A 22,511-nucleotide genomic window follows, 5' to 3' on the forward strand; every position below is an offset into this window, starting at 1 on the left:
TTCTGCAGGTGTACGCCCCGGTCGGCCACCCCCGGGTCAGCCGCCCCGGTCAGCCGCGTCGTGTGCGGCGGCGCACTCTCCGCGCCGCACGCCCGGCGAGGTCCTTGAGTCGACCGCGGGGGAACACCCTGCGCAGCTCCACGGCCCCGCCGCGCGTCGCGACCGGCGCGCACGTGCGACCCGCGAGGAACGGCGAGTGCCCGGCGCCCGCGAGCGTCGCGGTATCCGAGGTGAGGGGTACATCGAACGTCCATCCGGCGCGGCGCACCTTCGCGACGATGCGCACGCCGCGCGAGTCGTCGCCGCGGCCGAACACCCGCAGGGGGTCGAGCGCGAGCGTGGCGGTGCGGCCGTCGCGCAGTCGGGCGCTCGCGAGGACGCGCTGGTCGCCGGCGTCTCCCGTGACCAGCTCCACGCGGTCGTTGCGCAACTCGCGACCCGTTTCGAGGAGACCGGTCGGCAGGCCGTCCATCGGCACGGGAAGCGACGTCAGCCGTCCGCTCTCCCCGTCGATCACGAGCGCATCCTGCCCGTCACGGCTGATGTCGACGCGCACGCCCAGATGAAGCCCACCCCCGCGAGACCAGGAGGCCGATGTCACCGCGACCCGGCACTCGAGCTCGTGCTCGAACCGCGCGAACGCAAGCAGATCGGCACGTCGATCCGCGCGCAGCAGCGCGGCGCGGATGCGATGCGGAAACGCGAGACCGCCGTCGACGCCCGGCCCGAACCGACGGCGCGCGAGCGGCGCCACGACGTCGAGCAGGCGTTCCCGGTACGAAGCCGGATACTTCACGAACCGCTTCCCCGCGAGACGCTTCAGGATCTTCCCGCGGAACCAGTGCCGCAGCAGGCGGTCGCGCAGCGGACCCGGCTGCGTGTACTCGTCGACGAGGTCGAGCACGGCTTCGAGGTGCGGATAGTACGACTCGGGATCGATGCGCGCCGAGCTCGCGCTGCCGGGCTGCTTGACCCACGCGTAGCAGGGCGTGCTCGCGAGGATCGAGATGCGCGAAGCCTCGAAGTACGCGCGCATCACGAACAGGTGATCCTCCAGGCGCACCTTGCCGTCGGGGAACCGCACCCTCTTCTCGCGCAGGAACGCCGTGCGGAACATCTTGTGCGGCGTCAGCATCTCGAGCAGGGGGTCGCGCCCGAGCCGGGCATCCGGCACATCCCGGCGGTAGATGCGGGTGGGGAGCGCCCGGCCGATGCCGACCTCCTTGCCGACGAGCACATCCGCGCCGTGCTGGTCCGCGAAGTCGCACATGCGCTCCAGCGCTTCGTCGAACAGCCAGTCGTCCTGGTCGACGAACTGCACGTAGTCGCCTCGCGCCGCGGCGACTCCCTCATTGCGCGGCGTGCCCGGCCACCCGGAGTGGGGCAGGTAGAGCACGCGTGCGTACGAGCGGGTGCGCTCGACCTCCGCCAACCGCGCGCGCGTCGCGTCGTCGGAGCCGTCGTCGCACAGCAGCAGCTCGAACCGCGCGTGATCGAGCGTCTGCCGGTCGAGCGACGCGATCAGGTCGTCGAACGAGTCGCCGGGGTTGAACACCGGGACGACCACGCTCACGCGGATGTGAGCGGGCGAGTGCGTGGGGGAGGCAGGAGTCGACATCGCAGGCAGTCAAACACCGGCGGCTATGTGCCCGCACGGGGGTTGCCATGAGTGGGCTGACGTGCAGGCGGTTCTTCGCCGCGATGCGAAGGGACATCTGCAGGACTCGGGCACGTGTGCAGGATCGAGGCACGGTTGTCGGACGGAAACGCCGGAATCGTCCTGCATCCGTGTCGAAGTCCTGCATATGGGCGGGGATGTCGGGACGGCGGGTGCCGGGGCGGATGCCGGGGCGGGTGCCGGGCGCTACGACCGGGCCCGACCCCGGAGGAACGCCGAGACCTCGGCGTCCTCCGTGAGCTCGGCGGCGCGCAGATACGCGTCCGCCGCGTTGCGCCCGGCCGCGGCGAGCAGGTCGGCCCTCGCGGCCCAGTACGGCTGGAACGCCTCAGCCTGGGCATCAGCGGGCAGAGCGGAGAGCCCCGCATCCGGTCCGTCGATGCGCCCGGTCACGACCGCCGACGCGACCCGGGCGCCCATGGTCGGTGCGACCTCCAGCAGCGCGGCGTACAGCATCCGCAATGCCGTCCAATCGGTCGCCCCGGTACGCCGACGGTCGATGTGCACCGCCTGGATCGCCGCCTCGAGCTGAAACCGTCCCGGTGCGCCGTCGGGTCGCGCTCGCCGCAGGTACGCCTCGCCCTCGGCGATCAGCTCGGCATCCCACTCTGAAGGATCCTGTTCATCGAGCGGCACGAAGCCGCCGGGGCGTCGGCGTGCGAGCGTCAGGGTCGTGAGCGCGGCGAGCCCCCACGCCTCGGCCTCGGTGTCGAGAAGGCCGGCGAGGGTGACGGCGAGGTACTGCGCCTCACCCGCGAGCGACGACCCGTCGCCCCGCCACGACAGTGCTGCGCACCCGTACACGGCCTCGAGTACGGCGGGCAGGCGCTCGGGCATCGCCGAACGATCGGGCACGGCGAACGGGATGCGTGCGTCCTTGACGCGTCGCTTCGCCCGCACGAGCCGCTGCGCCATGGCGGCAGGCGGCACCGCGAACGCGCGAGCGATCTCGGACGCCTCGAACCCGAGCACGGCCTGGAGCATGAGCGGCGTGCGTGCCGCCGGATCGATCGCCGGATGCGCGCACACGAACAGGAGTTCGAGCCGCTTGTCGCCGATCGCGAGAGGATCGTGATCGGCGAGCGGATCGGTCGCGGCGCGCACGGCGTCGTCGAGCGGTGCGGATGCTCGCACGGCCGACGACTTCCACACGTCGCGCAGACGGTTCCTGGCCACGGTCAGCAGCCATCCTTCCGGGTTGTCGGGAACGCCGACCTCGGGCCAGCGCCGAAGCGCCTCCTCGAAGGCGCCCGACAGCGAATCCTCGGCGAGGCCGATGTCGCCGCTCCGCGCGGCGAGCAGGGCGACGAGGCGCCCGTAGGAGGACCGCGCCGCGCGCTCGGCGGCGACGCGGGCCTCCTCGGCGCTCATCGGTTCGGCGTCCAGGTGCCGTCGACCGTGTGCACGGCGCCGGGGCGCACCTCGACCGCGCCCCACTGCACCGACGGCGCCTGGCGGGCGTAGCCGATCGCGGCATCCAGGTCGGGCACGTCGATCACGAACGTGCCGCCCAGTTGCTCCTTCGTGTCGGCGAACGGTCCGTCCTGCACCTGCAGGGCGCCGTCGCGCATGCGCACCGTCGTCGTCACGGTCGACGGCTGCAGGACCTCTCCGCCGACGAGCACTCCGGCGGCCTGCAGCGTCGCGGCATAACTGGCGAACGCGGCCTGGCCCTCGGCCAGCGCCTCCTCGCCCAGCTCGGCCTCGCTCATCTCGGGGTAGTGCAACAGCAGTGTGTAGCGCATCGCTCTCATCTCCTCTGTCAGCGGTCAGCGTACAGAGGGATGACGAGCGGGTGGCGGGCCGATCGACAGCATCCGCGAGACTTCTCCGAGGTTCTCCCGATTCTCACCCCGCGCCCAGGGTTAACGATATATCGTTGACTATCGCTCACCGGCTCCATCCTCAGCACTGGGAGGTCATCATGAACAACGCATTCCCCTTCGGCACCAGCGGGCAGAACGGCGACAACCCGCTCGGCGGACTCTTCGGATCGAGTGGCCTCGGCGGCCCCAACGGACCCGCGGGCGCGATCTTCGACGCCCTCGACCAACTGCGCAAGTCGTTCGACCAGCAGCGACCGAGCGGCGGCTCGCGCATGGCCCGCGGCGACGTCCGCACCGCGGTGCTCTCGTTGCTCGCCGAGCAGCCCATGCACGGCTACCAGATCATCAACGAGATCGCCGAGCGCAGCGGTGGGACGTGGAAGCCCAGCGCCGGCTCCGTCTACCCGACCCTGCAGCTGCTCGCGGACGAGGGCCTGATCGAGGCCGAGGAGCAGAACGGCCGCAAGACCTACTCGCTCACCGAGGCCGGTCGTGCCGTTGCGTCCGAGTCGACCGAGACACCCGCCCCGTGGGAGTCGAGCTCCGCCAAAGACAAGGACGGTCACCGCAACGACCCGCGATTCACCGCTCTGCCCAAGTCGGGTGTCGACCTCGCCGCTGCCGCCGCGCAGGTCGGCCGCACGGGCAGCCCCGAGCAGGTGCAGCAGGCCATCGACGTGCTCGACGAGGCCCGCCGTAGGCTGTACACGATCCTCGCTCAGGACTGAACCCCGACGAACAGAGGCCTTCGATGACGGATGCTGCGGCGCAGGGCGCCCATCGCGCCAGGTACCGCCGCATCCTGTCGTTCGCCGCGCGGGAGTTCACCATCGTCTGGTGGTTCGAGCTCGTCCTTCCGCGCCTCGGCCTCTCGCGCGTCTCCGAGCGCACGCGCACACCGCGCCTACAGCGGTTCGCGCAGCGCTTCCATGCTCTCGCCGTCGAGCTCGGCGGGCTCATGATCAAGGTCGGCCAGTTCATGTCGTCGCGCCTCGACGTGCTGCCGCCCGAGATCACCAAGGAGCTCGAGGGTCTGCAGGACGAAGTGCCTGCGGTGCCCTTCGCCGACATCCGCCGGGCGGCCGAGGCCGAACTCGGCATCCCGCTCGCCCGTGCCTACGCCTGGTTCGACGAGACGCCCGTGGCGGCGGCATCCCTCGGGCAGGCGCACCGCGCCCGTCTCTCCGAGCTCGATGCGGCCGACACCGGACTCGACGAGGTCGTGGTGAAGGTGCAGCGACCCGGCATCGACGGGATCGTCGAGACCGACCTCGCCGCCCTTCGCCGGGTGGCCCGCTGGGCGATGCGCGTGCGCCTCGTGTCCGACCGCGTCGACGCCCCTGCGCTGGTCGAGGAATTCGCGCAGACGAGCCTCGAGGAGATCGACTACCTGCACGAGGCCGCGAGCGCCGAGAGGTTCCGCGAGAACTTCGCCGACGACCCGCGGGTCGCCGCTCCGGAGATCGTGTGGGAGCGATCGACCCGCCGCGTGCTGACGCTGTCGGACGTCACGGCGATCAAGATCAACGACAAGGATGCGCTCCGCGCCGCCGGCATCGACCCCTCGGCCGTCGCCGACGCGTTCGCCGAGGTCATGTTCGACCAGGTGTTCACGCACAGCTTCGTGCACGCCGACCCGCATCCCGGGAACATCTTCGTGACGCCCGTGCCGTCGACGCCGGGCGGATTCCGCCTCACGTTCATCGACTTCGGGATGATGGCCGAGGTGCCCGACAACCTCCGCGACGGCTTGCGCACGCTGCTCATCGCGGTCGCCGGGCGCGACAGCCGCGGGCTCGTCGCCGCGGCGCAGGAGATCGGCGTACTGCTGCCCTCCGCCGACACGGCAGAGCTCGAACGCGCGCTCACCGCCCTGTTCGCCCGCTTCGGCGGCATGGGGTTCGCGGAACTCGCGCAGGTCGATCCGCGCGAGTTCATGGCCTTCGCAGACGAGTTCGGCGACATGGTGCGCTCGCTCCCGCTGCAGCTGCCCGAGAACATGCTGCTGCTGATCCGTGCGGTGTCGCTCACCTCGGGCATGTGCTCGAGCCTCGACCCCTCCTTCAACGTGTGGGATGCCGCGGAGCCGTACGCCGGACGCCTGCTGCGCGACCAGACCGGCGGGTTCATGCGCGACATGGGCACGCAGGCGATGGAGAACGCCGCCGTCACCTGGCGGCTGCCGAAGAAGATCGACGCGATCATCTCGCGAGTGGATGCCGGCACCGTGACGTTCGACACCTCGCGCCTGGAGCGTCGCCTCGACCGCCTCGAAGGCCTCGCGCGACGGATCGGCTCGGGCGTGCTGTTCGCCGCGATGCTGGTGGGCGGCGCGCTGCTCGTGCCATCGATCCCGCCGCTCGGCGTCACCCTGATCTGCGTGTCGGCGCTCCCGCTGCTGCACGCCGTGTTCGCGGGCGTCGGCCGCCGCCGCTGAGCCCGGATCCCGCCGCGGAATACCGGCATGGGAGAATCGGGAGTCATGGACACTCCTGACGAGACGCCCAGACCACGCACAGACTCCTCCAAGACGACGACCGAGACCCTGCGACAGGCCGGCAAGCAAGCCGGACGGATCGTGCGCGACATCGCGACGGTCCCGCCGCGCAGCGTGCATCCGGCTCTCGTGCCCGGCCTCTCGGTCGAGGAGACCGGACGCACGTACCGCACCGACCCGCTGGTGTTCGGCGTCGCCGCCTCGCTCACGATCGCGTTCATCGCGTGGGGCGTGTTCGCGGGCGACAACCTCGCCGGCACGACGTCCACCGTGCTCGCCTGGGTCGTCGAGTACTTCGGATTCTTCTTCACGACGATCGCCACCGTCATCCTCGTGTTCATGCTGTTCGTCGGCTTCACGCGCTACGGGCGCATCCCGCTCGGTCGCGACGACGAGGAACCCGAGTACTCGATGTTCTCGTGGATCTCGATGCTGTTCGCCGCCGGCATGGGCATCGGTCTCGTGTTCTGGGGAGCGGCCGAGCCGCTCACGTTCTTCGAGAGCCCGCCACCAGGCACGGTCGAGGCGAACACGCTCGAGGCCATGCACACCGCGCAGGCCCAGGTGCTGTACCACTGGGGGCCGCAGGCGTGGGCGTTCTACGCATTGGTCGGCGGCGCGATCGCCTACGGCGCGTTCCGCCGAGGCCGTACCCCGCTGATCTCGTCGATCTTCGCGCCGCTGCTCGGAGAGGGGCGCACGGCCGGACCCCTCGGTCGCACGATCGACATCTTCTCGATCATCGTGACGCTGTTCGGCACAGCCGCCTCGCTCGGCCTCGGCGCCCTGCAGATCGGACACGGCGTCGAGATCGTCAGCGGCATCGGCGAACTCGGCAACGGCGTGCTCATCGCGGCGATCGCCGTGCTCACCGCGTGCTTCATCGCCTCGGCCGTCTCGGGTGTGAGCAAGGGCATCCGCGCGCTGTCGAACATCAACGCGGTCGCGGCGCTGCTGCTCGCGTTCTTCGTGTTCTTCGTCGGGCCGACGCTGCTGATCCTCAACGTCATCCCCTCGGTGGCGGTGCAGTTCGTCGGCGATCTGCCCGAGATGATCGCCCGTTCGGCCTCGCAGGGCGACGAGGCGCAGATGTTCCTGTCGAGCTGGACGATCTTCTACTGGGCGTGGTGGATCTCGTGGTCGCCGTTCGTCGGCATGTTCATCGCCAAGATCTCGCGCGGTCGCACGATCCGCCAGTTCGTGTCGGTCGTGATCCTCGTCCCGGCCGCCATCTCGCTCGTGTGGTTCGCGATCTTCGGCACCACCGCGATCCAGCAGCAGATGGAGGGCGCCGGCCTCACGGTCGACCCGCCCGAGGAGGTGCTGTTCGGGGTGCTCGACAACCTCCCGTTCCCGCTGATCACCAGCATCCTGCTCATCCTGCTGATCTCGATCTTCTTCATCACCGGTGCGGATTCCGCGTCGCTCGTGATGGGCACGCTGTCGCAGCAGGGACGCCCCGATCCTTCGCGCTGGGTCGCGGTCGTCTGGGGTGTGCTGGTCGGCGTGATCGCGGCGGTGCTGCTCGTCACGGGTGAGGAGGGGAGCGGTCTGCGCTCTCTGCAGAACGTCACGATCATCGCCGCGCTGCCGTTCGCGGTGATCATGGCGTTCATGATGGTCGCGTTCATGAAGGACCTCCGGCGCGACCCCATGATCCTGCGCGAGCGCTATGCGCGCGCGGCCGTGCGGCACAGCGTCATGGCCGGTCTCGAGGAGTACGGCGACGACTTCGCCCTCGTGCCCGTCGAGTACGACCACTCCGAAGACGACCTGGCCTGGATCGACGAGGCCTCCGTCGACGACAGCCTCGCCGAGGTCTACGCGACCGCGACCGAGGCGATCGACATCGTCCCTGCGGCGGGTGCGGATGCGGATGCCGCGCCCCACGCCGACCCGACCGCCGCCCTGGCCGAGGACACGGCCGAGTCCGTCGACGAGGCCGGCGGCACCGCCCCGACCGAGCGCTGACCGCCGCCGGCGCGGGCGAAAGATCAGAAACGCCGCGGAAGGATGCTTCTCCGCGGCGTTTCTGATCTTTCGTGGAGTCAGGTGACCGGCTCCTCGGCGGCGGCGGTGATGCGCGCCGCCATGCCGGCGAAGATGAAGCCGTGGAACGGCAGCACGGCGAACCAGTACAGGCGTCCGGCGAGGCCCATCGGGAAAAACACGGCTCGCTGCTCGTAGCGCGCGCCCCCGGCATCCGGCAGGGCTCGCAGCTCGAGCCATGCCTCTCCCGGCACCTTCATCTCGGCCCGAAGACGCAGCAGCCCACCGCTCGCCTGCGACGCCTCGGTCGCCGTGCCGGGCTCCTCGACGGCCTCGACGCGCCAGAAGTCGATCGCGTCGCCGACCCGCGCGGCGTCCTTGCTGCGTCGTCCGCGCCGGAGCCCGACCCCGCCGACGACGCGGTCCATCCAGCCCCGCACAGCCCACAGGAACGGCGACGAGTACCACCCGTTCGCTCCGCCGATGCCGATGATGACGCGCCAGAGTCCCTCGACGGATGCCGTGGTCGTGAGCGAGCGTGCGTCGGTGAACACCGTGCGTCCGGCCCATTCGGGGTCGCTGGGCAGGGGGTCGCTGGGTGCTCCGGACACCTCGGAGTCCTGCCAGCTCGTCTCGATCGCATCGGCGTTCACGCGACCGAGCGCGAGGTGCACGGCCTGCCGGTACGGCGTGAGCCCGCCCTCGGGCGGCGGGATGAGGTCGTCGATCGCGCGGTCCTTGACGATGCACTCGTTCTGCAGCGAGGCCACGAGCGGACGGGCGATCGACCGCGGCACGGGCGTCACGAGGTTCACCCAGTGCGAGGCGAGCCCCGGCGTCAGCACGGGAAGCGCCGCGATCGCGCGCTGCCGCAGCCCTGCCTCGACTGCGTAGCCGTTCATCATCTGTCCGTAGCGGAGCACATCCGGTCCGCCGATGTCGACCGCCCTGTTCACGTCGTCTCCGACGCGGGCCGCTCCGAGCAGGTAGTGCAGCACGTCACGCACGGCGATCGGCTGGATGCGGTTGCGCACCCACTTCGGCGCGGGCATGTAGGGCAGCACCTCGGTCAGGTGGCGGATCATCTCGAACGACGCCGACCCCGACCCGATCACGACACCGGCCTGCAGCACGAGGGTCGGCACGCCCGACCGCAGGAAGATCTCGCCGACGTGCACGCGGGAGCGCAGGTGCGGTGAGAGTGTCACGTCGTCGGGATGCAGCCCGCCGAGATAGACGATCCGACGCACGTGCGCGCTCGCCGCGGCATCCGCCACGGTCCGCGCGGCGCGCTCGTCGCTCTCCTCGAAGCCGGCCCCGGCCGACATCGAGTGGATGAGGTAGTACACGACGTCGACGTCGCGCATGGCCTCGGCCACGGCATCCCGGTCGTCGGCGGATCCCTCGACGATCTCGCACTCGCCTCCCCACGGGAAGGATGCCGCGCGGGCGGCGTCCCGGGCGAGCACGCGCACCCGGTACCCGGCTCCGAGCAGCCGTGGTGTGAGTCGGCCCCCGATGTAGCCCGTGGCTCCGAGCACCAGCACCCGCGGTGGCGTGCCGTCGTCGCGGGGGATCGCGCGCAGGGCGTCTTCTCGTCCGGTGGGCTGGGTGAGCTCCGTCATGCCATCGAGCGTAGGCCTGACACCGGACCTTTTCACTAGGTTGGCAGATCACTAGCTCATCTAGTAACCTTCCGCTGAAGGAAGGCAAGGAAAATGTCCGGAGCAGCGAATTCCCCCGTGCGCGTCGAGAACGCTCTGCGTGCCGCGCCGTCGTTGACCTCGGATGCGGCCAGCCTCGCGCCGCTCCCCGCCAGCGAGGCCGTGGGACGTACGGTCGGTGTCGGCCGTACGTCCCTGGCCTCTGCCTTCGCTCGTGCGTGACCCGCGTCGTCGGGCCGTGAGAGAGAAGAGAGTTCCGTCATGTCCGCACCCGTGAACCACGACTCGCTCTGGCGCCGCATCGGCCGCCGTCTGGGTCTCATCAAACCCGAGGAACCGCGTCGCCTCACGGTCGACGACGTGACGATCGTCGACCGTCCCATGCTCCGACGCGCCGTCGCCGGCACCGTGGTCGGCAACCTCATGGAGTGGTACGACATCGGCGTGTACGGCTATCTGGCCGTCATCATCGGCCGCGCGTTCCTCCCCGATGCCTCGGCCGGGGCGCAGTCGCTGTTCTCGCTCGGAGTGTTCGCCGTGACCTTCGTGGCCCGCCCGCTCGGCGGCATCGTGCTCGGACAGCTCGGCGACCGCATGGGACGCCAGCGTGTGCTCGCGTTCACGCTCATCATGATGGCCGCCGCGACCTTCCTCATCGGCGTGCTCCCCGACTTCTCGGTGTGGGGCGTGTGGGCGCCGATCCTGCTCATCGTGCTCAAGCTCGCGCAGGGCTTCTCGACCGGTGGTGAGTACGCGGGGGCGACGACGTTCATCACCGAGTACGCGCCCGACAAGCGCCGCGGCTTCTACGCCTCACTGCTCGACCTCGGCTCGTACATGGGATTCGCGATCGGCGCGGCCTTCGTGTCGATCCTGCAGCTCACGCTCACGGCCGACTTCATGCAGGACTTCGCGTGGCGCATCCCGTTCCTCGTGGCGCTGCCGCTGGGCCTCATCGCGATCTACTTCCGCCTCAAGATCGAAGACACTCCGGCCTTCCAGGAGGCGCAGGATGCCGCGAAGGCGGCCGCCGACGAGGCCAAGGCATCGGTGGATGCCCCGAAGGGCGTCATCGCGCTGATCCGCGCATACTGGCGTGAGCTGCTCACCGCGTTCGTGCTCGTCGCCGCGGCCAACACGGTCGGCTACGCGCTGACGTCGTACATGCCCACCTACCTCACCGGCACGCTCGGATACGACGAGGTGCACGGCACGCTGCTCACGCTCCCGGTGCTGGTGGCGATGGCGCTCTGCATCCCGCTGACCGGCCACCTGTCCGACCGCATCGGCCGCCGCAAGGTGCTGTTCATCGGGTCGATCTCGGCGATCGTGCTCGCGATCCCCGCGTTCCTGTTCATGATGCACGGCGAGATCTGGTCGACGCTGCTCGGTCTCGTGCTGCTCGCGTTCCCCGTGACGTTCTACGTCGCGAACCTCGCCTCGTCGCTCCCTGCACTGTTCCCGACCTCGTCGCGGTACGGCGGCATGGGCATCTCGTACAACCTCGCCGTCGCGCTGTTCGCCGGTACGGCGCCGGTCGTGATGGAGGCGCTCGTGCAGATGACGGGGTCGTCGCTCGCGCCGGCGTTCTACGTGATCGGCACCTCGATCGCGGGCTTCATCGCCGTGGTGGTGCTCAAGGAGTCGGCGCGCAGACCGCTTCCGGGCGCGATGCCGAGCGTGCAGACGCCCGAGGAGGCGGTCGAGCTCGTCGAGACGCAGGACGACAACCCCGATCTCGACCTCGACGAGCTGTTCCCCGAGCGGCTCGAGAACTCCGAGGGGGACGAGCCCGCGGAGGGGGAGCAGGCCGAGAAGGTCTGAGCCGGGTGCGCGGCTACGCGCCTGCCGACCCCTCCTCGTGCGAACGGATGACGTCGCGGAGCTCCTGGTCGAGGTCGGAGGCCTCTTCGATCGCCGACGTCATGCCCGCGAGGAACCGCGTGATCACGGCGCGCTCGCGGTCGTCGAGTTCGTCGACGAGCGACAGCATCCTCCGATGCATGGCTCCGAGAGTGGCGCGCACCTCGTCGTCGCTGCTCACGGTCGGCACGACGACGCCGGCGCGGCGGTCGGTGGGATGCGGCTCGCGGCGCGCATGCCCGCCCTTCTCGAGCCTGTCGATCAGCGTGGTGGTCGACGCGGTCGAGATGTCGAGCGTGCGCGCGATGTCGATCGGTCGCACGATCCGTCCGGCCTTCTGCTCCCGAAGGAGGAACCGCAGTGCCATGAGGTCGGTCTCGTTCATCTTCATCGATGCCCGGGTGCGGGCGCGCATCGCGGTCTCGGCCGAGCGGTACCGGCGCAGCAGGTTCAGCACATCGACCGTGCTCGCGCTGTCGGTGTCCGGGTACCAATAGCCGGAGCGAGTGTAGTCGTCGGAGCGCTCCATCATGCCACCTCGTCGTCGTCGCTCATGCGGTTCTGCTGCTCGCGTTCGAGCATCTCTATCGCGCCCGATTCGACCTCCGCGGGGACGATGCGAAGGAGTCCGCCGGTGATCGCCTCGTTCTCAGCCGTGATGATCTGATCGAGCCGCCAGGTCGGCACGGCCGGGAAGCTCTCGCGCAGGCGCTCGAGAATGTCGGAATACCGGACGTATCCCGCTTCCTCGGGGGTGAATCGCTCGACCATGGGGTCCTTTCGGCAGGGTTCCATCTTCGCACCCATGACCCATGGCCGACCGCATTGAGTTTTGCTAGTCTGACTGCTTACCTGGTTGTCGAGTAGCATGGATGCAGTCAGGGGGTGACGAGAATGGCGAACGACACGCAGACCGCGACGAGGGAGATCCTCGAGGGCGTCGAGCAGTTGCGACGCTCGGAATCGCAGCTCGCCCGCCGGATGTCATCGCGGCGTGCTCCGAACGAGACGGATCGCGATGCCATGCGCTTCATCACCGAAGCTCCCGGTGATGCACCCGTGACGCCCGGCGACCTCGCCTCGCACCTGCGCATCAGCACCGCCGCGGTCACGAGTGTGCTGCGTCGCCTCCTGGAGCGAGGGCAGGTGCTCGTCGCCGCGCATCCCGATGACGCGAGGTCGAAGGTCGTGCGACCGACCCTGCGCGACATCAACGCCCCGGTCGATGACATGACGAAGCGCGTCGAAGCCCTCGCGAGCGAGTTCACTCCGGAGCAGACGGAGATCGTCGCCCGCTTCCTCCGGCGACTCGCCGAAGAGATCGACGACATCTCCTGATTCCTGGTCTGTGGGCAGGAATTCCCTTTCGTCTAGAATTTAACTAGATAATCTAGTAATCTAAATCCCAAGCGAATCTTCGGGAGGGAAGAGAACATGGGACATCTGACCTACGGGAATGCAGGGGCGCCGATCGACGTCGACGACGTGGTTCTGGCGCACGTCCGCGCGGTGACGCTCACGAAGCTGCGGCGCAACGAGTCGTTCGCACTCACGATCCCGACATCGGGCGGCGCCATCGAGACGCTCTGGATCCAGGCGGCGATCCCCCTGCGGTTCGTGCTCGACGCCGCCACGCCGGTCGATCGCGCGCTGCTGGTGAAGATGATGAACGCGGCCAGCTCCTCCGGCGGTCTCGACCTCACGCACGACGAGTTCGCCACGCTGGACGATGCCCCCGTGCTGCACGCCATGAGCGCCTGAGGCGACGCCGGAGCGAAGTGGGCTCCCGCTGATCGGGGCGCCCAGCGCACTGTCGCACGCGCAGAATGACGAGGGGCGTGCGAGTCGTCGAGCGCGACGTGTACGATCGTACGCATGACGTCCGCCGAAACGATTCGACGTGCTGCCCCCGAGCGGACCGTGCGACGCGCGCGCCTCGCTGTCTCTGCACTGTTCCTCACGAATGGGGCGCTGTTCGCGAACATCCTGCCGCGCTATCCCGAGATCAAGGCCCAGCTCGGCCTCGACAACGTCGGATACGGCGTCGCGATCGCGGCCTTCCCCGCCGGCGCCATCGCCGCCGGGCTCCTGGCGGCCGTGCTGATCCGCCGATTCGGGTCGGCGCGCATCGCCGTGATCGGCACGGTCGCCACCGGCCTCGGACTGCTGGCCGCGGCGCTCGCGCCGTCCGGCATCCTGTTCGCGGTCGCTCTGCTGCTCGGTGGTGCGTCCGATGCGATCACCGATGTCGCGCAGAACGCGCACGGCCTGAGGGTGCAGCGGCGCTACGGCCGGTCGATCATCAACTCCTTCCACGCGATCTGGTCGATCGGCGCCGTTCTCGGCGGGGGCATGGCGGCGGCCGCGATCGCCCTGCGCCTCCCGATCGGCGTGCACCTCGGCATCTCGACCGCCGTGTTCGCGGCCGTCGCGCTCACGGCGCTCGCGTTCTGCCTGCCCGGACGCGACGAAGAGGCGGATGCCGAAGCCACGGCCGAACCGGCCGAGATCGAGAAGGCCGTGCGCCGAGGCGTGGGTCCGCGCGTCGTCTTCGCCGTGATCGCGCTGACGCTCATCGCGATGGCCGGCGCGGTCGCCGAGGACGCCGGCAACTCCTGGGCGACGCTGTACCTCGGCGAGTCGCTGGGTGCGGCCGCCGCGGTCGCCCCGCTCGGTTTCATCGCGCTCGTCGGAGCGCAGTTCATCGGGCGGATGCTGGGAGACGGCATGACCGACCGCTTCGGCCAGCGCGCGGTCGCACGTGCGGGCGGACTGATCGCCGCTGCTGGCATGACGCTCGCGCTGCTGTTCCCCAGTGTGCCGGGAACCATCGCCGGGTTCGCCGCGGTCGGATTCGGCATCGCGACGCTGATCCCGGCGGCGATGCACGCGGCCGACGAACTGCCGGGACTGCGTGCGGGTGTCGGGCTCACGATCGTGTCGTGGCTGCTGCGACTCGGATTCCTCCTCTCGCCGCCCTTCGTGGGCTTCATCGCCGAGAACGAGAGTCTGCGCGCCGGCCTGATCGTCGCTCCGGCGGCTGCGCTCGTCGCCGTGCTGTTGGCCGGCGTGCTCGAGGGACGCAAGCCCCGCGGCTGATGGCCGCCGAGGAGAAGTGCAACTCAAGGGTTGCAGTCTTGGGTTCGATGTGCAATTCTGAAGTTGCACATCGAACCGAAAGGAGCACGATCATGGTCGACATCCGAGAAGACGCATCCGTCATCGATGCGGAGGCGTTCATCGTCCGCCGCAGCATCCGCATCTCCGCCTCTGTCGAGAAGGTCTGGCGCGCGGTCACCGAACCCGCGCACGTCTCGCGGTGGTTCGGCCGCCTCGAGCTCGACGGCATGGGGGTCGGCGCATCGGGCGTCATGGACTTCGGGCCCGACGACGTCGTCCCGATCCGGGTCGAGAGCGTCGACGAACCCCGACGCATCGTCTACCGTTGGAGCAACGACGACGCCCTCGGCCGCCGCCCGGCCGCGCTCGACGAGCAGACGTCCACACTCGTCGAGTTCACTCTCGCGCCCGTCGACGACGGCACGCTCCTGACCGTGGTCGAGAGCGGCTTCGACCGCACGAGCGACCCGGTCGCGAACATGGAGTACCACCGCACCGGCTGGGACGCCGAGCTCGACAAGCTCGTCGCGCTCGTGGAGTCCGAGGCGTGAGCGACACGCTGCTGCCGATGTTCGCGGCGCTGGCGGACGAGACCCGGTGGGGCATCCTCGCCGAGCTCGGCCGCGACGACGCCTCGGCCTCCGCTCTCGCCGCACGGATGCCGGTGAGCCGCCAGGCCATCGCCAAACACCTGTCCGTCCTGCAGGAGGTCGGACTCGTCGAGCCCGTGCGCGTGGGCCGTGAGGTGCGGTTCCGCGCGATCGGCGCCGAGCTCTCGGCGACGGCACGGCGTCTCGACGAGATCGGCCGGGCCTGGGACCGCCGCCTCGCCGCGATCAAGGACATCGCGGAGGGGCTGTAGCGACTGTTTCGCCGTCCCGGAACTCCGCGAGCGGGCAGGCGCGAGCCTCGTAAAATGAGAGTCGACGCCGCGCCGGCCCCGGAGTTCCGGGCCTCGACCACGTATACGTATTCAATCCGAATCAATTCCGCGAATATAGGCTTCCCTAAGTCGACTGCATACGTATACCATCGCGACATGGGACATTCACAGCACCGAGCACTGCCGGTACTCGCTCTCGCAGCCGTGGGCATCGTCGCCCTCACCAGCTGCGGCGCGGGTTCCCGCACCGACAACGCGAACTCGACGACGGTGACGTGCGACTACACGGCACCCGAAGGCAAGACGACCGTCAACGTCCTCGCCTACAACTCCTCCGCGATCGACCCGTTCACCGACACCATGGTGTCGAGCTGTTCGAACGACGACGTGACCCTGAAGCATGACCCGATCGACTTCGGCGGCCAGGTGACCAAGACCACCGCGACCCTCGCGGGAGACACCGGCACCTACGACATCATCGAGACCTACGGCTTCGTCATCCCCGGCTTCGGCGAGGAGGGCAAGCTCGTCCCCCTCAACGACCTCTGGGACAAGTACGCCGACGACTACGGTCTGGGTGACATCAGCCAGTCGATGGTCGAGGGCATGTCGTACGACGGCGACATCTACGCGGTACCGATGCAGGCGCAGATGTTCGTCATGGCATACCGCACCGACATCTTCGACGACCTCGGCCTCGAAGCCCCCACCACGTTCGACGAGATGGTCGACGCGGCAGAGGCGATCAAGGGCGCCGGCCTCATGGACTACCCGATCGCGCTGCCGTGGCTCGCCACCGCCGACGTGACCACGGGCTTCCAGGGAGCCATGAACTCGCTCGGCGCCGACTTCGTGTCCGCCGACGGCGAGGTCACGCTCGACAGCCCCGAGGGCAAGGCCGCCCTCGAGGGGATGCTGTCGCTCAAGCCGTACATGGACCCGCAGGTCACGACGTTCGACCAGCCCAAGGTGCAGCAGCAGATGTTCAACGGCACCGCGGCCATGTCGATCATGTTCTCGGGCCGCATGTTCGACCTGACGCTCGACTCCAACTCGCAGTACGCCGACTCGTTCGGCTTCGCCGGGGCGCCCAAGGTCACGGCCGACGCGGAGTACTCGTACAACCGTCTGTCGATCGACGGCTGGTCGATCCCCTTCAACACCAAGCTCGACCACGACATGCTCTTCCAGATGATGGCCTCGGCCGTCAGCGAGGACGCATCCACGGCGTCGGTGCCCGCGGCCTACCCGGCTCGCGAGGGCATGGTCACCGAGGAGAACTCCCCGTACGGCGCCGCGGCCAACGACTCGATCGCCAGTGCCATGCCGCCGATCGTGTCGCCCGTGATCGCCGACATCACCAACGAGATCCGGCCCATCCTGGTCTCGGTCCTGAACGGCCAGATCTCGGTCGACGAAGGACTCGCCCAGATGCAGGCCGCCGGCGAGAAGATCGCCGGCTGACCGACGCACCGACGTCATGACTGTGGCCTGAGCGCGAGTTCAGGCCACAGTCCGTCCAAGGGAGGACGCATATGAAGACACGCGAGTTCTGGCTGCTCTTCTTCCCGAGCCTGCTGGTGATGGGGGCGCTCCTCGTGCTCCCACTGGTGCGCACGGTGCAGTGGAGCTTCGAGCAGGTGCGCTACGGGACGCCGGGCACCTTCATCGGGCTGACCAACTTCACCGACGCCCTGACCGACCCGCGATTCCACAAGGCGGTGGCCTTCACCGTCATCGTGACGGTGGTCACCACCGTCATCCTCCTGGTGGCGGGGTACATCATCGCCACCGGCATCAACCGCATCACGACCTCGCGGCCGCTCGTGCTCGGCATCATGCTGGTGTCGTACGTGCTGCCCAACCTCGTCGGCGCCGTGGCGTTCTCCTGGCTCTTCGACGACAACTTCGGCGGTGTCGTCAACCGCCTGATCGGCTTCTTCGGGGGCACCCAGGTGCTGTGGTTCACCGATCAGGTGCCCAACGGCATCCTCGTGATCGCGAACACGGTCTGGCACATGCTCCCGTTCGCGATGCTGATCATCCTCGCCGGGCTCCAGGGCGTGCCGAACGAGCTCAAGGAAGCCGCCGTGATCGACGGCGCCAACGGCTTCCAGACGCACATCAACGTGATCATCCCGACGATCCGCGGCGTGCTGGGCTTCGTGACGCTGATCACGATCATGGATGTGCTGCGCATGTTCGACAACCTCATCCCGCTGTCGCCCCAGGCGCAGAACATCGGCAACGAGTCGATCATGCTCTACGTCTACTCGGTCGCGTTCGCCGACGGGGCGGAGAACCTCGGACTCGGCAGCGCGATCAACGTGCTCACCATCATCCTGATCCTCATCATGCTGATCCCGTTCATCCGGGGCATCTTCAAGGAAGCGAAGGCCGAACGATGAGTCTCACCTCCACCGAGCTCTCGACGAGGGCCATCGTCACGAGCGGCGCACCGAAGCGCCGCCGCCGCGGACCGCAGCGTCCGCCCGTCATCACCGGGCTCCTGCTCGCCGTGCTCTGCATCGTGATGCTGAGCCCGTTCATCTGGATGACCCTCTCGGTCACGAAGCCGACCAACGTCGCGTTCGCGAACCCGCCCGTGCTCTGGGACTACCAGCCGACGCTGCAGGCCTTCGTCGACCTGTGGCAGACCACGTACTTCGCCGACTACCTCGTCAACACGATCGTCGTGGCGGTGGTCTCGACCGTGATCGCCCTCGCGATCGGCATCCCTGCGGCGTACGCGCTGTCGAGGTTCCCGAGCTACGTGTCGGCGCTGCTGCTGGTGCTCGCGCTGATCTTCCGCGCACTGCCGCGCTTCTCGGTCGTGCTGCCGATGTACGACATCAGTCGGGCGCTCGGCATCTACGACACGACGTTCGCGCTCGCGATCGCGCTAGTCGCGATCAACCAGCCGTTCACGATCTGGCTGCTGCGCAACTTCTTCGCCGAGATCCCGCGCGAGCTCGACGAGGCCGCGATGATCGACGGCTGCACGCGCATCGGCATGCTGCGCCGCGTCATGATCCCGCTCATGGGCCCCGGCATCCTCACCGCCGGCATCTTCGTGTTCCTGTTCGCGTTCCAGGAGTACCTGACGGCCCTCGTGCTGACCGACACGTCGTCGAAGACCGTGCCGGTGTTCATCGCGACGCAACTCGGACAGACGCTGCCGATGCTGCAACAGGCCGGAGCCGCGTCGATGCTGTTGACGATCCCGGTGTTCATCATCGCGTTCATCGCACAGAAGTATCTCGTCGCGGGTCTCAGCGACGGCGCCGTCAAGGGCTGACGTGACGGCGCCGCTCGTGCTGCTGCCCGGCATGAACTGCACGGGCGACCTGTGGCGCGGCACGGGACTCGACACGGAGGACGGCGGGGCGATCCGGCCGGTGCTGGACCGCCCCGCACTCCGCGACCAGGTCGACGCGCTGCTGCGCGACCTGCCGCCGCGCGTGGTGCTCGTGGGGCACTCTCTCGGCGGGATCGTCGCGATGGCGCTCGCGATCGCCGCGCCGGAGCGGGTCGACGGGCTGTGCCTGGTCTCGACCAACGCGAAGGCCCCGACCGCGGCGCAGCGCGACGGGTGGCGGGCGTGGATCGAGCGACTGGATGACGGGGTGTCGCCGCGCGCACTGCAGGGGGAGATCCTCGAGCCGCTGCTCGGGGCCGAGGTCGCGGCCACGCGCTCCGATCTGGTCGAACGGACGCTCGGCATGGGCGACGCGACGGGGGCGGCGGTGCTGCGCGCTCAGCTGGAGCTGCAGCTCACCCGCGTCGACCTGCTGTCCCGGCTCTCGTCGCTGCGCATCCCGACGCTCGCCGTATCGGGCATCGACGACGTGATCTGCCCGCCCCGGTTCCACACCGAGATCGTGGCCGAGATCGAGGGCGCAAGGCTGGTGTCGCTCGACGCCGGTCATCTGCTGCCGGTCGAGCGCCCCCGAGAGTTCGGCGACCTCGTGCGGTCGTGGCGATCGCAGCAGCTGCGTCCGGCGGCGGTCGGCGCGTAGCCGACTGGCCACGTGCTGCTCCCGCCGCCCGCACGAAATGAAGGAGATCGCACGTTCTGCAGGGTCGGATGCCGAGAGGCATCCTTCCTATCGTGCGATCTCCTGCAGACCGTGAGGGCTGGGGCGGCCGTCGCGCGGCTCAGCGGGCGTAGGCCAGCCCCTGCAGGTGTGCCATGAGCGACGACGCGAGGTTGTAGACCACGAGGTCGGCGCCGCCGGCGAAGGCCGCGGCCGCGGCATCCTTCGTGCCGACGATGTCCATGCGCAGCGATCCCGCCCCGGCGAGTGCGGCGTGCACGGTCGCGATGGCCTCCGGCACGGGCAGGTCGTCGGGTCCGGATGCCGCGGCGAGGTCGGCCGGACCGATCATGATGCCGTCCAGGCGCGGCGTCGCGACGATCGCGTCGACCTCGGCGACCCCGCGGGGGGATTCGACCATGCCGAGCACGAGGGTGTTCTCGAGCCAGTGGTCGCGGTGCTCCGCGGGGGGCACCAGGCCGAAGCGTCCGGCTCGGCTGTAGGTCGCGAAACCGCGGGATCCGACCGGGGGATACATCGCGGCGTCGACGAGCGCCGCCGCGTCGTCTGCCGTGTCGAGGTGCGGAGCCAGGATGCCCTCGGCACCCTGGTCGAGCACGCGCAGGATCTGGCCGCGATCACCCTCGCCCACGCGCACGATCACCGGGAGCCCGTGCACCTGGGCCAGAGCGATGTGGTGGCGCAGGGCGACGAGGTCGGCGGGGCCGTGCTCGCAGTCGATCAGCACGAAGTCGAAGTCGGCGACCGCGAGCATCTCGACCAGCTCCTCCGACGGCATGCGCAGGAGCGCGCCGATGAGCTTCTCACCGGCGCGCGCCCGCAGTCGCAGCGAGCCGGTCATGCGACCATCCCCGCAGACAGGTCGATGTCCGCCCCGCACATGCCCGGCATCCCGAGCATCGCGATCACTGCGGCGCCGACCTCGGCCTCGGTGACCATGCGGCCGAGCGCCGCGCGCGACACGAACGCCTGCTCGGCCTCGTCGACACTGGATCCCGAGCGCTCGGCCTCGAGCCGGAAGTTGCGCGTCATGCGCGGACCGTCGACCGGGCCGGGGGAGAGGGAGTTGACGCGCACGCCCGCGGGCCCCACCTCGAACGCGAGCGTCGAGGTGAGCCCGATGACCGCCATCTTCGACGCGCAGTACGGCGTGCGATGAGCGAGGGGACGCTTGCCCGACACGGATGCCACGTTGATGACGTCGCCGTCGCCGCGCGCGACCATGCCCGGCAGCAGGGCCTTGCACAGCAGGAACGTGCCGCGCACGTTCACCGCGAACACCTCGTCCCAGTCATCCGCGTCGATGTCGGTCAGCGCCGCGACGGGGCCCGGGATGCCGGCGTTGTTCACGAGGATCGACACCACGGTGTCGGCCAGCGCGTCGCGGAGCGCGTCGACGGATGCCGGATCGGCGACGTCGCACGCGAGCGCCCGTGCCCGCGAGCCGAGGTCGGCGACCACGGCGTCGAGCTTGGCGGTGTCGCGGCCCACCACGACGACCTCGGCACCGGCGGCGTGCAGCGCGCGGGCGATCGCCGCGCCGAGCCCGCTGCCGCCGCCGGTCACCACGGCCGTGCGACCGGAGAGGTCGGTCATCGTGCGTCCGCGGTGGCCGCTGCGCGGCTCTCGTCGATCCAGTCGAACTGCGTGCCGGCATGACGCCAGGCGCGGGCGTCGCCCGAACGGGCGTGGCCCTCGAACAGCTCGACGCGGGCGGCGCGGCCGCACACGGCGCCGAGCTCGGCCGACGACTCGGCGTTCTGGATCTCCTGGTACGTGACGGTGCGCAGGTACTTGCCGACCCAGAGGCCGCCGGTGTACCGCGCGGCGCCGAGCGTCGGCAGCACGTGGTTGGTGCCGATGACCTTGTCGCCGTACGAGACGCAGGTGTTCTCGCCGAGGAAGAGCGCGCCGTAGTCGTGCATCTTCGTGAGCGCTTCGCGCGGCTCCTGCGTGAAGATCTGCACGTGCTCGAACGCGAAGTCGTCGGCGATCCGGTACGCCTCGTCGAGGTCGTCGGCCACGATGACCTGGCCCCAGTCGCGCCAGGCGGGGCCGGCGTAGTCGCGGGTCGGCATGCCAGGGAGGATCTTGTCGATCCAGTCGATGACCTCTTCGGCGAGCGACTGCGAGGTCGTGACGAGCACGGCGGGGGAGTCGGGGCCGTGCTCGGCCTGCGACAGGAGGTCGACCGCCGTGAAGAAGGGGTCGGCGTGCTCGTCGGCGACGATGAGGATCTCGGTGGGCCCCGCGAACAGGTCGATGCCGACCTCGCCGAACAGCTGGCGCTTGGCTTCGGCGACGTAGGCGTTGCCGGGTCCGGCGATCATGTTGACGGGCTCGATCGTGTCGGTGCCGACCGCCATGGCGGCCACGGCCTGGACGCCGCCGAGGATGTAGATCTCGTCGGCGCCGGCGAGCTTCATCGCGGCGACGGTGGCCGCGGGGATCTCGCCGCGGATCGGCGGGGTGCACGCGACGACGCGCGGGACGCCGGCGACCTTCGCGGTGATGATGGTCATGTGCGCCGATGCGGTGAGCGGGTACTTGCCGCCCGGGATGTAGGCGCCGGCCGCCTGCACCGGCACGTGCTTCTGACCGAGGAACACGCCGGGGAGCGTCTCGACCTCGATGTCGACGAGGGAGTCGCGCTGCGCCTGGGCGAACCGGCGCACCTGCGCCTGCACGAACTCGATGTCGGTGATGACCTGGGGGTCGAGCGTCGCCATGATCTTGTCGATCTCCTCGTCGGAGAGGCGATACGACTCGGGGCTCCAGTTGTCGAACTGCTCGGCGTAACGGCGGACGGCGGCGTCGCCGTTCTCGCGGATGTCTCCGATGATCGCCCTGACGCGCTCGGCGACGTCCTGCTGAGCGGTGTCCGCGAACGTCTTCGTCGGCGCGGTCTTCAGATGCAGGGGCATGGCCCTTCC

General features: G+C 69.4%; 22 protein-coding genes. 13 read left to right on the top strand and 9 right to left on the bottom strand.

Annotation, left to right across the window (positions count from 1 at the left end; genetic code table 11):
• Window positions 1-49 precede the first annotated feature (49 nt).
• From ACIPYT_RS05805 to ACIPYT_RS05815, 3 genes are all read right to left on the bottom strand, one after another.
• Complete coding sequence (locus ACIPYT_RS05805; protein ID WP_401071531.1) at window positions 50-1,618, bottom strand: glycosyltransferase family 2 protein; 1,569 nt, start codon at window positions 1,616-1,618, stop codon at window positions 50-52.
• A gap of 246 nt (window positions 1,619-1,864) precedes the next feature.
• Complete coding sequence (locus ACIPYT_RS05810) at window positions 1,865-3,049, bottom strand: RNA polymerase sigma factor (RefSeq protein ID WP_401071532.1); 1,185 nt, start codon at window positions 3,047-3,049, stop codon at window positions 1,865-1,867.
• Window positions 3,046-3,423, bottom strand: coding sequence for a YciI family protein (locus tag ACIPYT_RS05815; RefSeq protein ID WP_401071533.1), 378 nt, complete (start codon window positions 3,421-3,423; stop codon window positions 3,046-3,048). The genes ACIPYT_RS05810 and ACIPYT_RS05815 overlap by 4 nt, the downstream gene beginning before the upstream one ends.
• Window positions 3,424-3,602: 179 nt before the next feature.
• On the opposite strand from ACIPYT_RS05815, the gene ACIPYT_RS05820 reads away from it, so the two are divergent.
• The 3 genes from ACIPYT_RS05820 to ACIPYT_RS05830 are packed head-to-tail and all read left to right on the top strand — an operon-like array spanning window position 3,603 to window position 7,972.
• Complete coding sequence (locus ACIPYT_RS05820; RefSeq protein WP_401071534.1) at window positions 3,603-4,232, top strand: PadR family transcriptional regulator; 630 nt, start codon at window positions 3,603-3,605, stop codon at window positions 4,230-4,232.
• A 23-nt stretch (window positions 4,233-4,255) separates the two neighbouring features.
• On the top strand, window positions 4,256-5,941 hold the full coding sequence (locus ACIPYT_RS05825; protein WP_401071535.1) for an ABC1 kinase family protein: 1,686 nt from the start codon (window positions 4,256-4,258) through the stop codon (window positions 5,939-5,941).
• Between the two features lie 45 nt (window positions 5,942-5,986).
• Window positions 5,987-7,972, top strand: a complete 1,986-nt coding sequence (locus tag ACIPYT_RS05830; RefSeq protein ID WP_401071536.1) for a BCCT family transporter — start codon at window positions 5,987-5,989, stop codon at window positions 7,970-7,972.
• 77 nt (window positions 7,973-8,049) lie between these two features.
• On the opposite strand, the gene ACIPYT_RS05835 is transcribed toward ACIPYT_RS05830, so the two are convergent.
• The gene (locus ACIPYT_RS05835; RefSeq protein ID WP_401071537.1) at window positions 8,050-9,615 is read right to left on the bottom strand and encodes an SDR family oxidoreductase; all 1,566 of its coding nucleotides are present in this window, start codon (window positions 9,613-9,615) and stop codon (window positions 8,050-8,052) included.
• Between the two features lie 300 nt (window positions 9,616-9,915).
• Between ACIPYT_RS05835 and ACIPYT_RS05840 the strand changes: the two genes are divergently transcribed.
• Window positions 9,916-11,478: an MFS transporter gene (locus ACIPYT_RS05840; RefSeq protein WP_401071538.1), complete on the top strand. Its 1,563-nt coding sequence runs from the start codon at window positions 9,916-9,918 to the stop codon at window positions 11,476-11,478.
• Window positions 11,479-11,491: 13 nt separating this feature from the next.
• Here the strand turns inward: ACIPYT_RS05840 and ACIPYT_RS05845 are convergent, their stop codons facing one another.
• Together ACIPYT_RS05845 and ACIPYT_RS05850 are read right to left on the bottom strand one after the other, a co-directional pair.
• Complete coding sequence (locus ACIPYT_RS05845) at window positions 11,492-12,046, bottom strand: MarR family winged helix-turn-helix transcriptional regulator (protein WP_401074751.1); 555 nt, start codon at window positions 12,044-12,046, stop codon at window positions 11,492-11,494.
• Entirely contained in the window at window positions 12,046-12,288 is a 243-nt protein-coding gene (locus ACIPYT_RS05850; RefSeq protein WP_401071539.1) for a hypothetical protein, read from the bottom strand. The genes ACIPYT_RS05845 and ACIPYT_RS05850 overlap by 1 nt, the downstream gene beginning before the upstream one ends.
• Window positions 12,289-12,411: 123 nt before the next feature.
• On the opposite strand from ACIPYT_RS05850, the gene ACIPYT_RS05855 reads away from it, so the two are divergent.
• From ACIPYT_RS05855 to ACIPYT_RS05895, 9 genes are all read left to right on the top strand, one after another.
• Window positions 12,412-12,855 (top strand): MarR family winged helix-turn-helix transcriptional regulator, encoded by a 444-nt coding sequence (locus ACIPYT_RS05855; protein ID WP_401071540.1) that lies wholly within the window; start codon window positions 12,412-12,414, stop codon window positions 12,853-12,855.
• Window positions 12,856-12,951: 96 nt separating this feature from the next.
• Window positions 12,952-13,278, top strand: a complete 327-nt coding sequence (locus ACIPYT_RS05860; protein WP_401071541.1) for a hypothetical protein — start codon at window positions 12,952-12,954, stop codon at window positions 13,276-13,278.
• 114 nt (window positions 13,279-13,392) lie between these two features.
• A complete protein-coding gene (locus ACIPYT_RS05865; protein WP_401071542.1) occupies window positions 13,393-14,616 on the top strand; it encodes an MFS transporter in 1,224 nt (407 codons plus the stop codon).
• Between the two features lie 92 nt (window positions 14,617-14,708).
• Window positions 14,709-15,188 (top strand): SRPBCC domain-containing protein, encoded by a 480-nt coding sequence (locus tag ACIPYT_RS05870; RefSeq protein ID WP_401071544.1) that lies wholly within the window; start codon window positions 14,709-14,711, stop codon window positions 15,186-15,188.
• Window positions 15,185-15,499 (top strand): ArsR/SmtB family transcription factor, encoded by a 315-nt coding sequence (locus ACIPYT_RS05875; protein ID WP_401071546.1) that lies wholly within the window; start codon window positions 15,185-15,187, stop codon window positions 15,497-15,499. The genes ACIPYT_RS05870 and ACIPYT_RS05875 overlap by 4 nt, the downstream gene beginning before the upstream one ends.
• A gap of 177 nt (window positions 15,500-15,676) precedes the next feature.
• Window positions 15,677-16,984 carry an ABC transporter substrate-binding protein gene (locus ACIPYT_RS05880; protein ID WP_401071548.1) on the top strand — a complete coding sequence of 436 codons (1,308 nt, stop codon included), beginning with the start codon at window positions 15,677-15,679 and terminating at the stop codon, window positions 16,982-16,984.
• Window positions 16,985-17,055: 71 nt separating this feature from the next.
• The gene (locus ACIPYT_RS05885) at window positions 17,056-17,928 is read left to right on the top strand and encodes a carbohydrate ABC transporter permease (RefSeq protein ID WP_401071550.1); all 873 of its coding nucleotides are present in this window, start codon (window positions 17,056-17,058) and stop codon (window positions 17,926-17,928) included.
• A complete protein-coding gene (locus tag ACIPYT_RS05890) occupies window positions 17,925-18,818 on the top strand; it encodes a carbohydrate ABC transporter permease (RefSeq protein ID WP_401071552.1) in 894 nt (297 codons plus the stop codon). The genes ACIPYT_RS05885 and ACIPYT_RS05890 overlap by 4 nt, the downstream gene beginning before the upstream one ends.
• Before the next feature lies 1 nt (window position 18,819).
• On the top strand, window positions 18,820-19,539 hold the full coding sequence (locus tag ACIPYT_RS05895; protein WP_401071554.1) for an alpha/beta fold hydrolase: 720 nt from the start codon (window positions 18,820-18,822) through the stop codon (window positions 19,537-19,539).
• Window positions 19,540-19,678: 139 nt separating this feature from the next.
• Here ACIPYT_RS05895 and ACIPYT_RS05900 read toward each other — a convergent pair whose 3' ends face one another.
• Genes ACIPYT_RS05900 through hisD form a run of 3 tightly spaced genes read right to left on the bottom strand, consistent with a single transcriptional unit; the run spans window position 19,679 to window position 22,502 of the window.
• Window positions 19,679-20,419 carry an HpcH/HpaI aldolase/citrate lyase family protein gene (locus ACIPYT_RS05900; protein ID WP_401071556.1) on the bottom strand — a complete coding sequence of 247 codons (741 nt, stop codon included), beginning with the start codon at window positions 20,417-20,419 and terminating at the stop codon, window positions 19,679-19,681.
• On the bottom strand, window positions 20,416-21,174 hold the full coding sequence (locus tag ACIPYT_RS05905) for an SDR family NAD(P)-dependent oxidoreductase (protein WP_401071558.1): 759 nt from the start codon (window positions 21,172-21,174) through the stop codon (window positions 20,416-20,418). The genes ACIPYT_RS05900 and ACIPYT_RS05905 overlap by 4 nt, the downstream gene beginning before the upstream one ends.
• Window positions 21,171-22,502: a histidinol dehydrogenase gene (gene hisD / locus ACIPYT_RS05910; protein WP_401071560.1), complete on the bottom strand. Its 1,332-nt coding sequence runs from the start codon at window positions 22,500-22,502 to the stop codon at window positions 21,171-21,173. Before hisD ends, ACIPYT_RS05905 begins: the two co-directional genes overlap by 4 nt.
• Window positions 22,503-22,511: the final 9 nt, after the last annotated feature.

Source organism: Microbacterium sp. NPDC089695 (assembly GCF_044749085.1).
GTDB lineage: Bacteria > Actinomycetota > Actinomycetes > Actinomycetales > Microbacteriaceae > Microbacterium.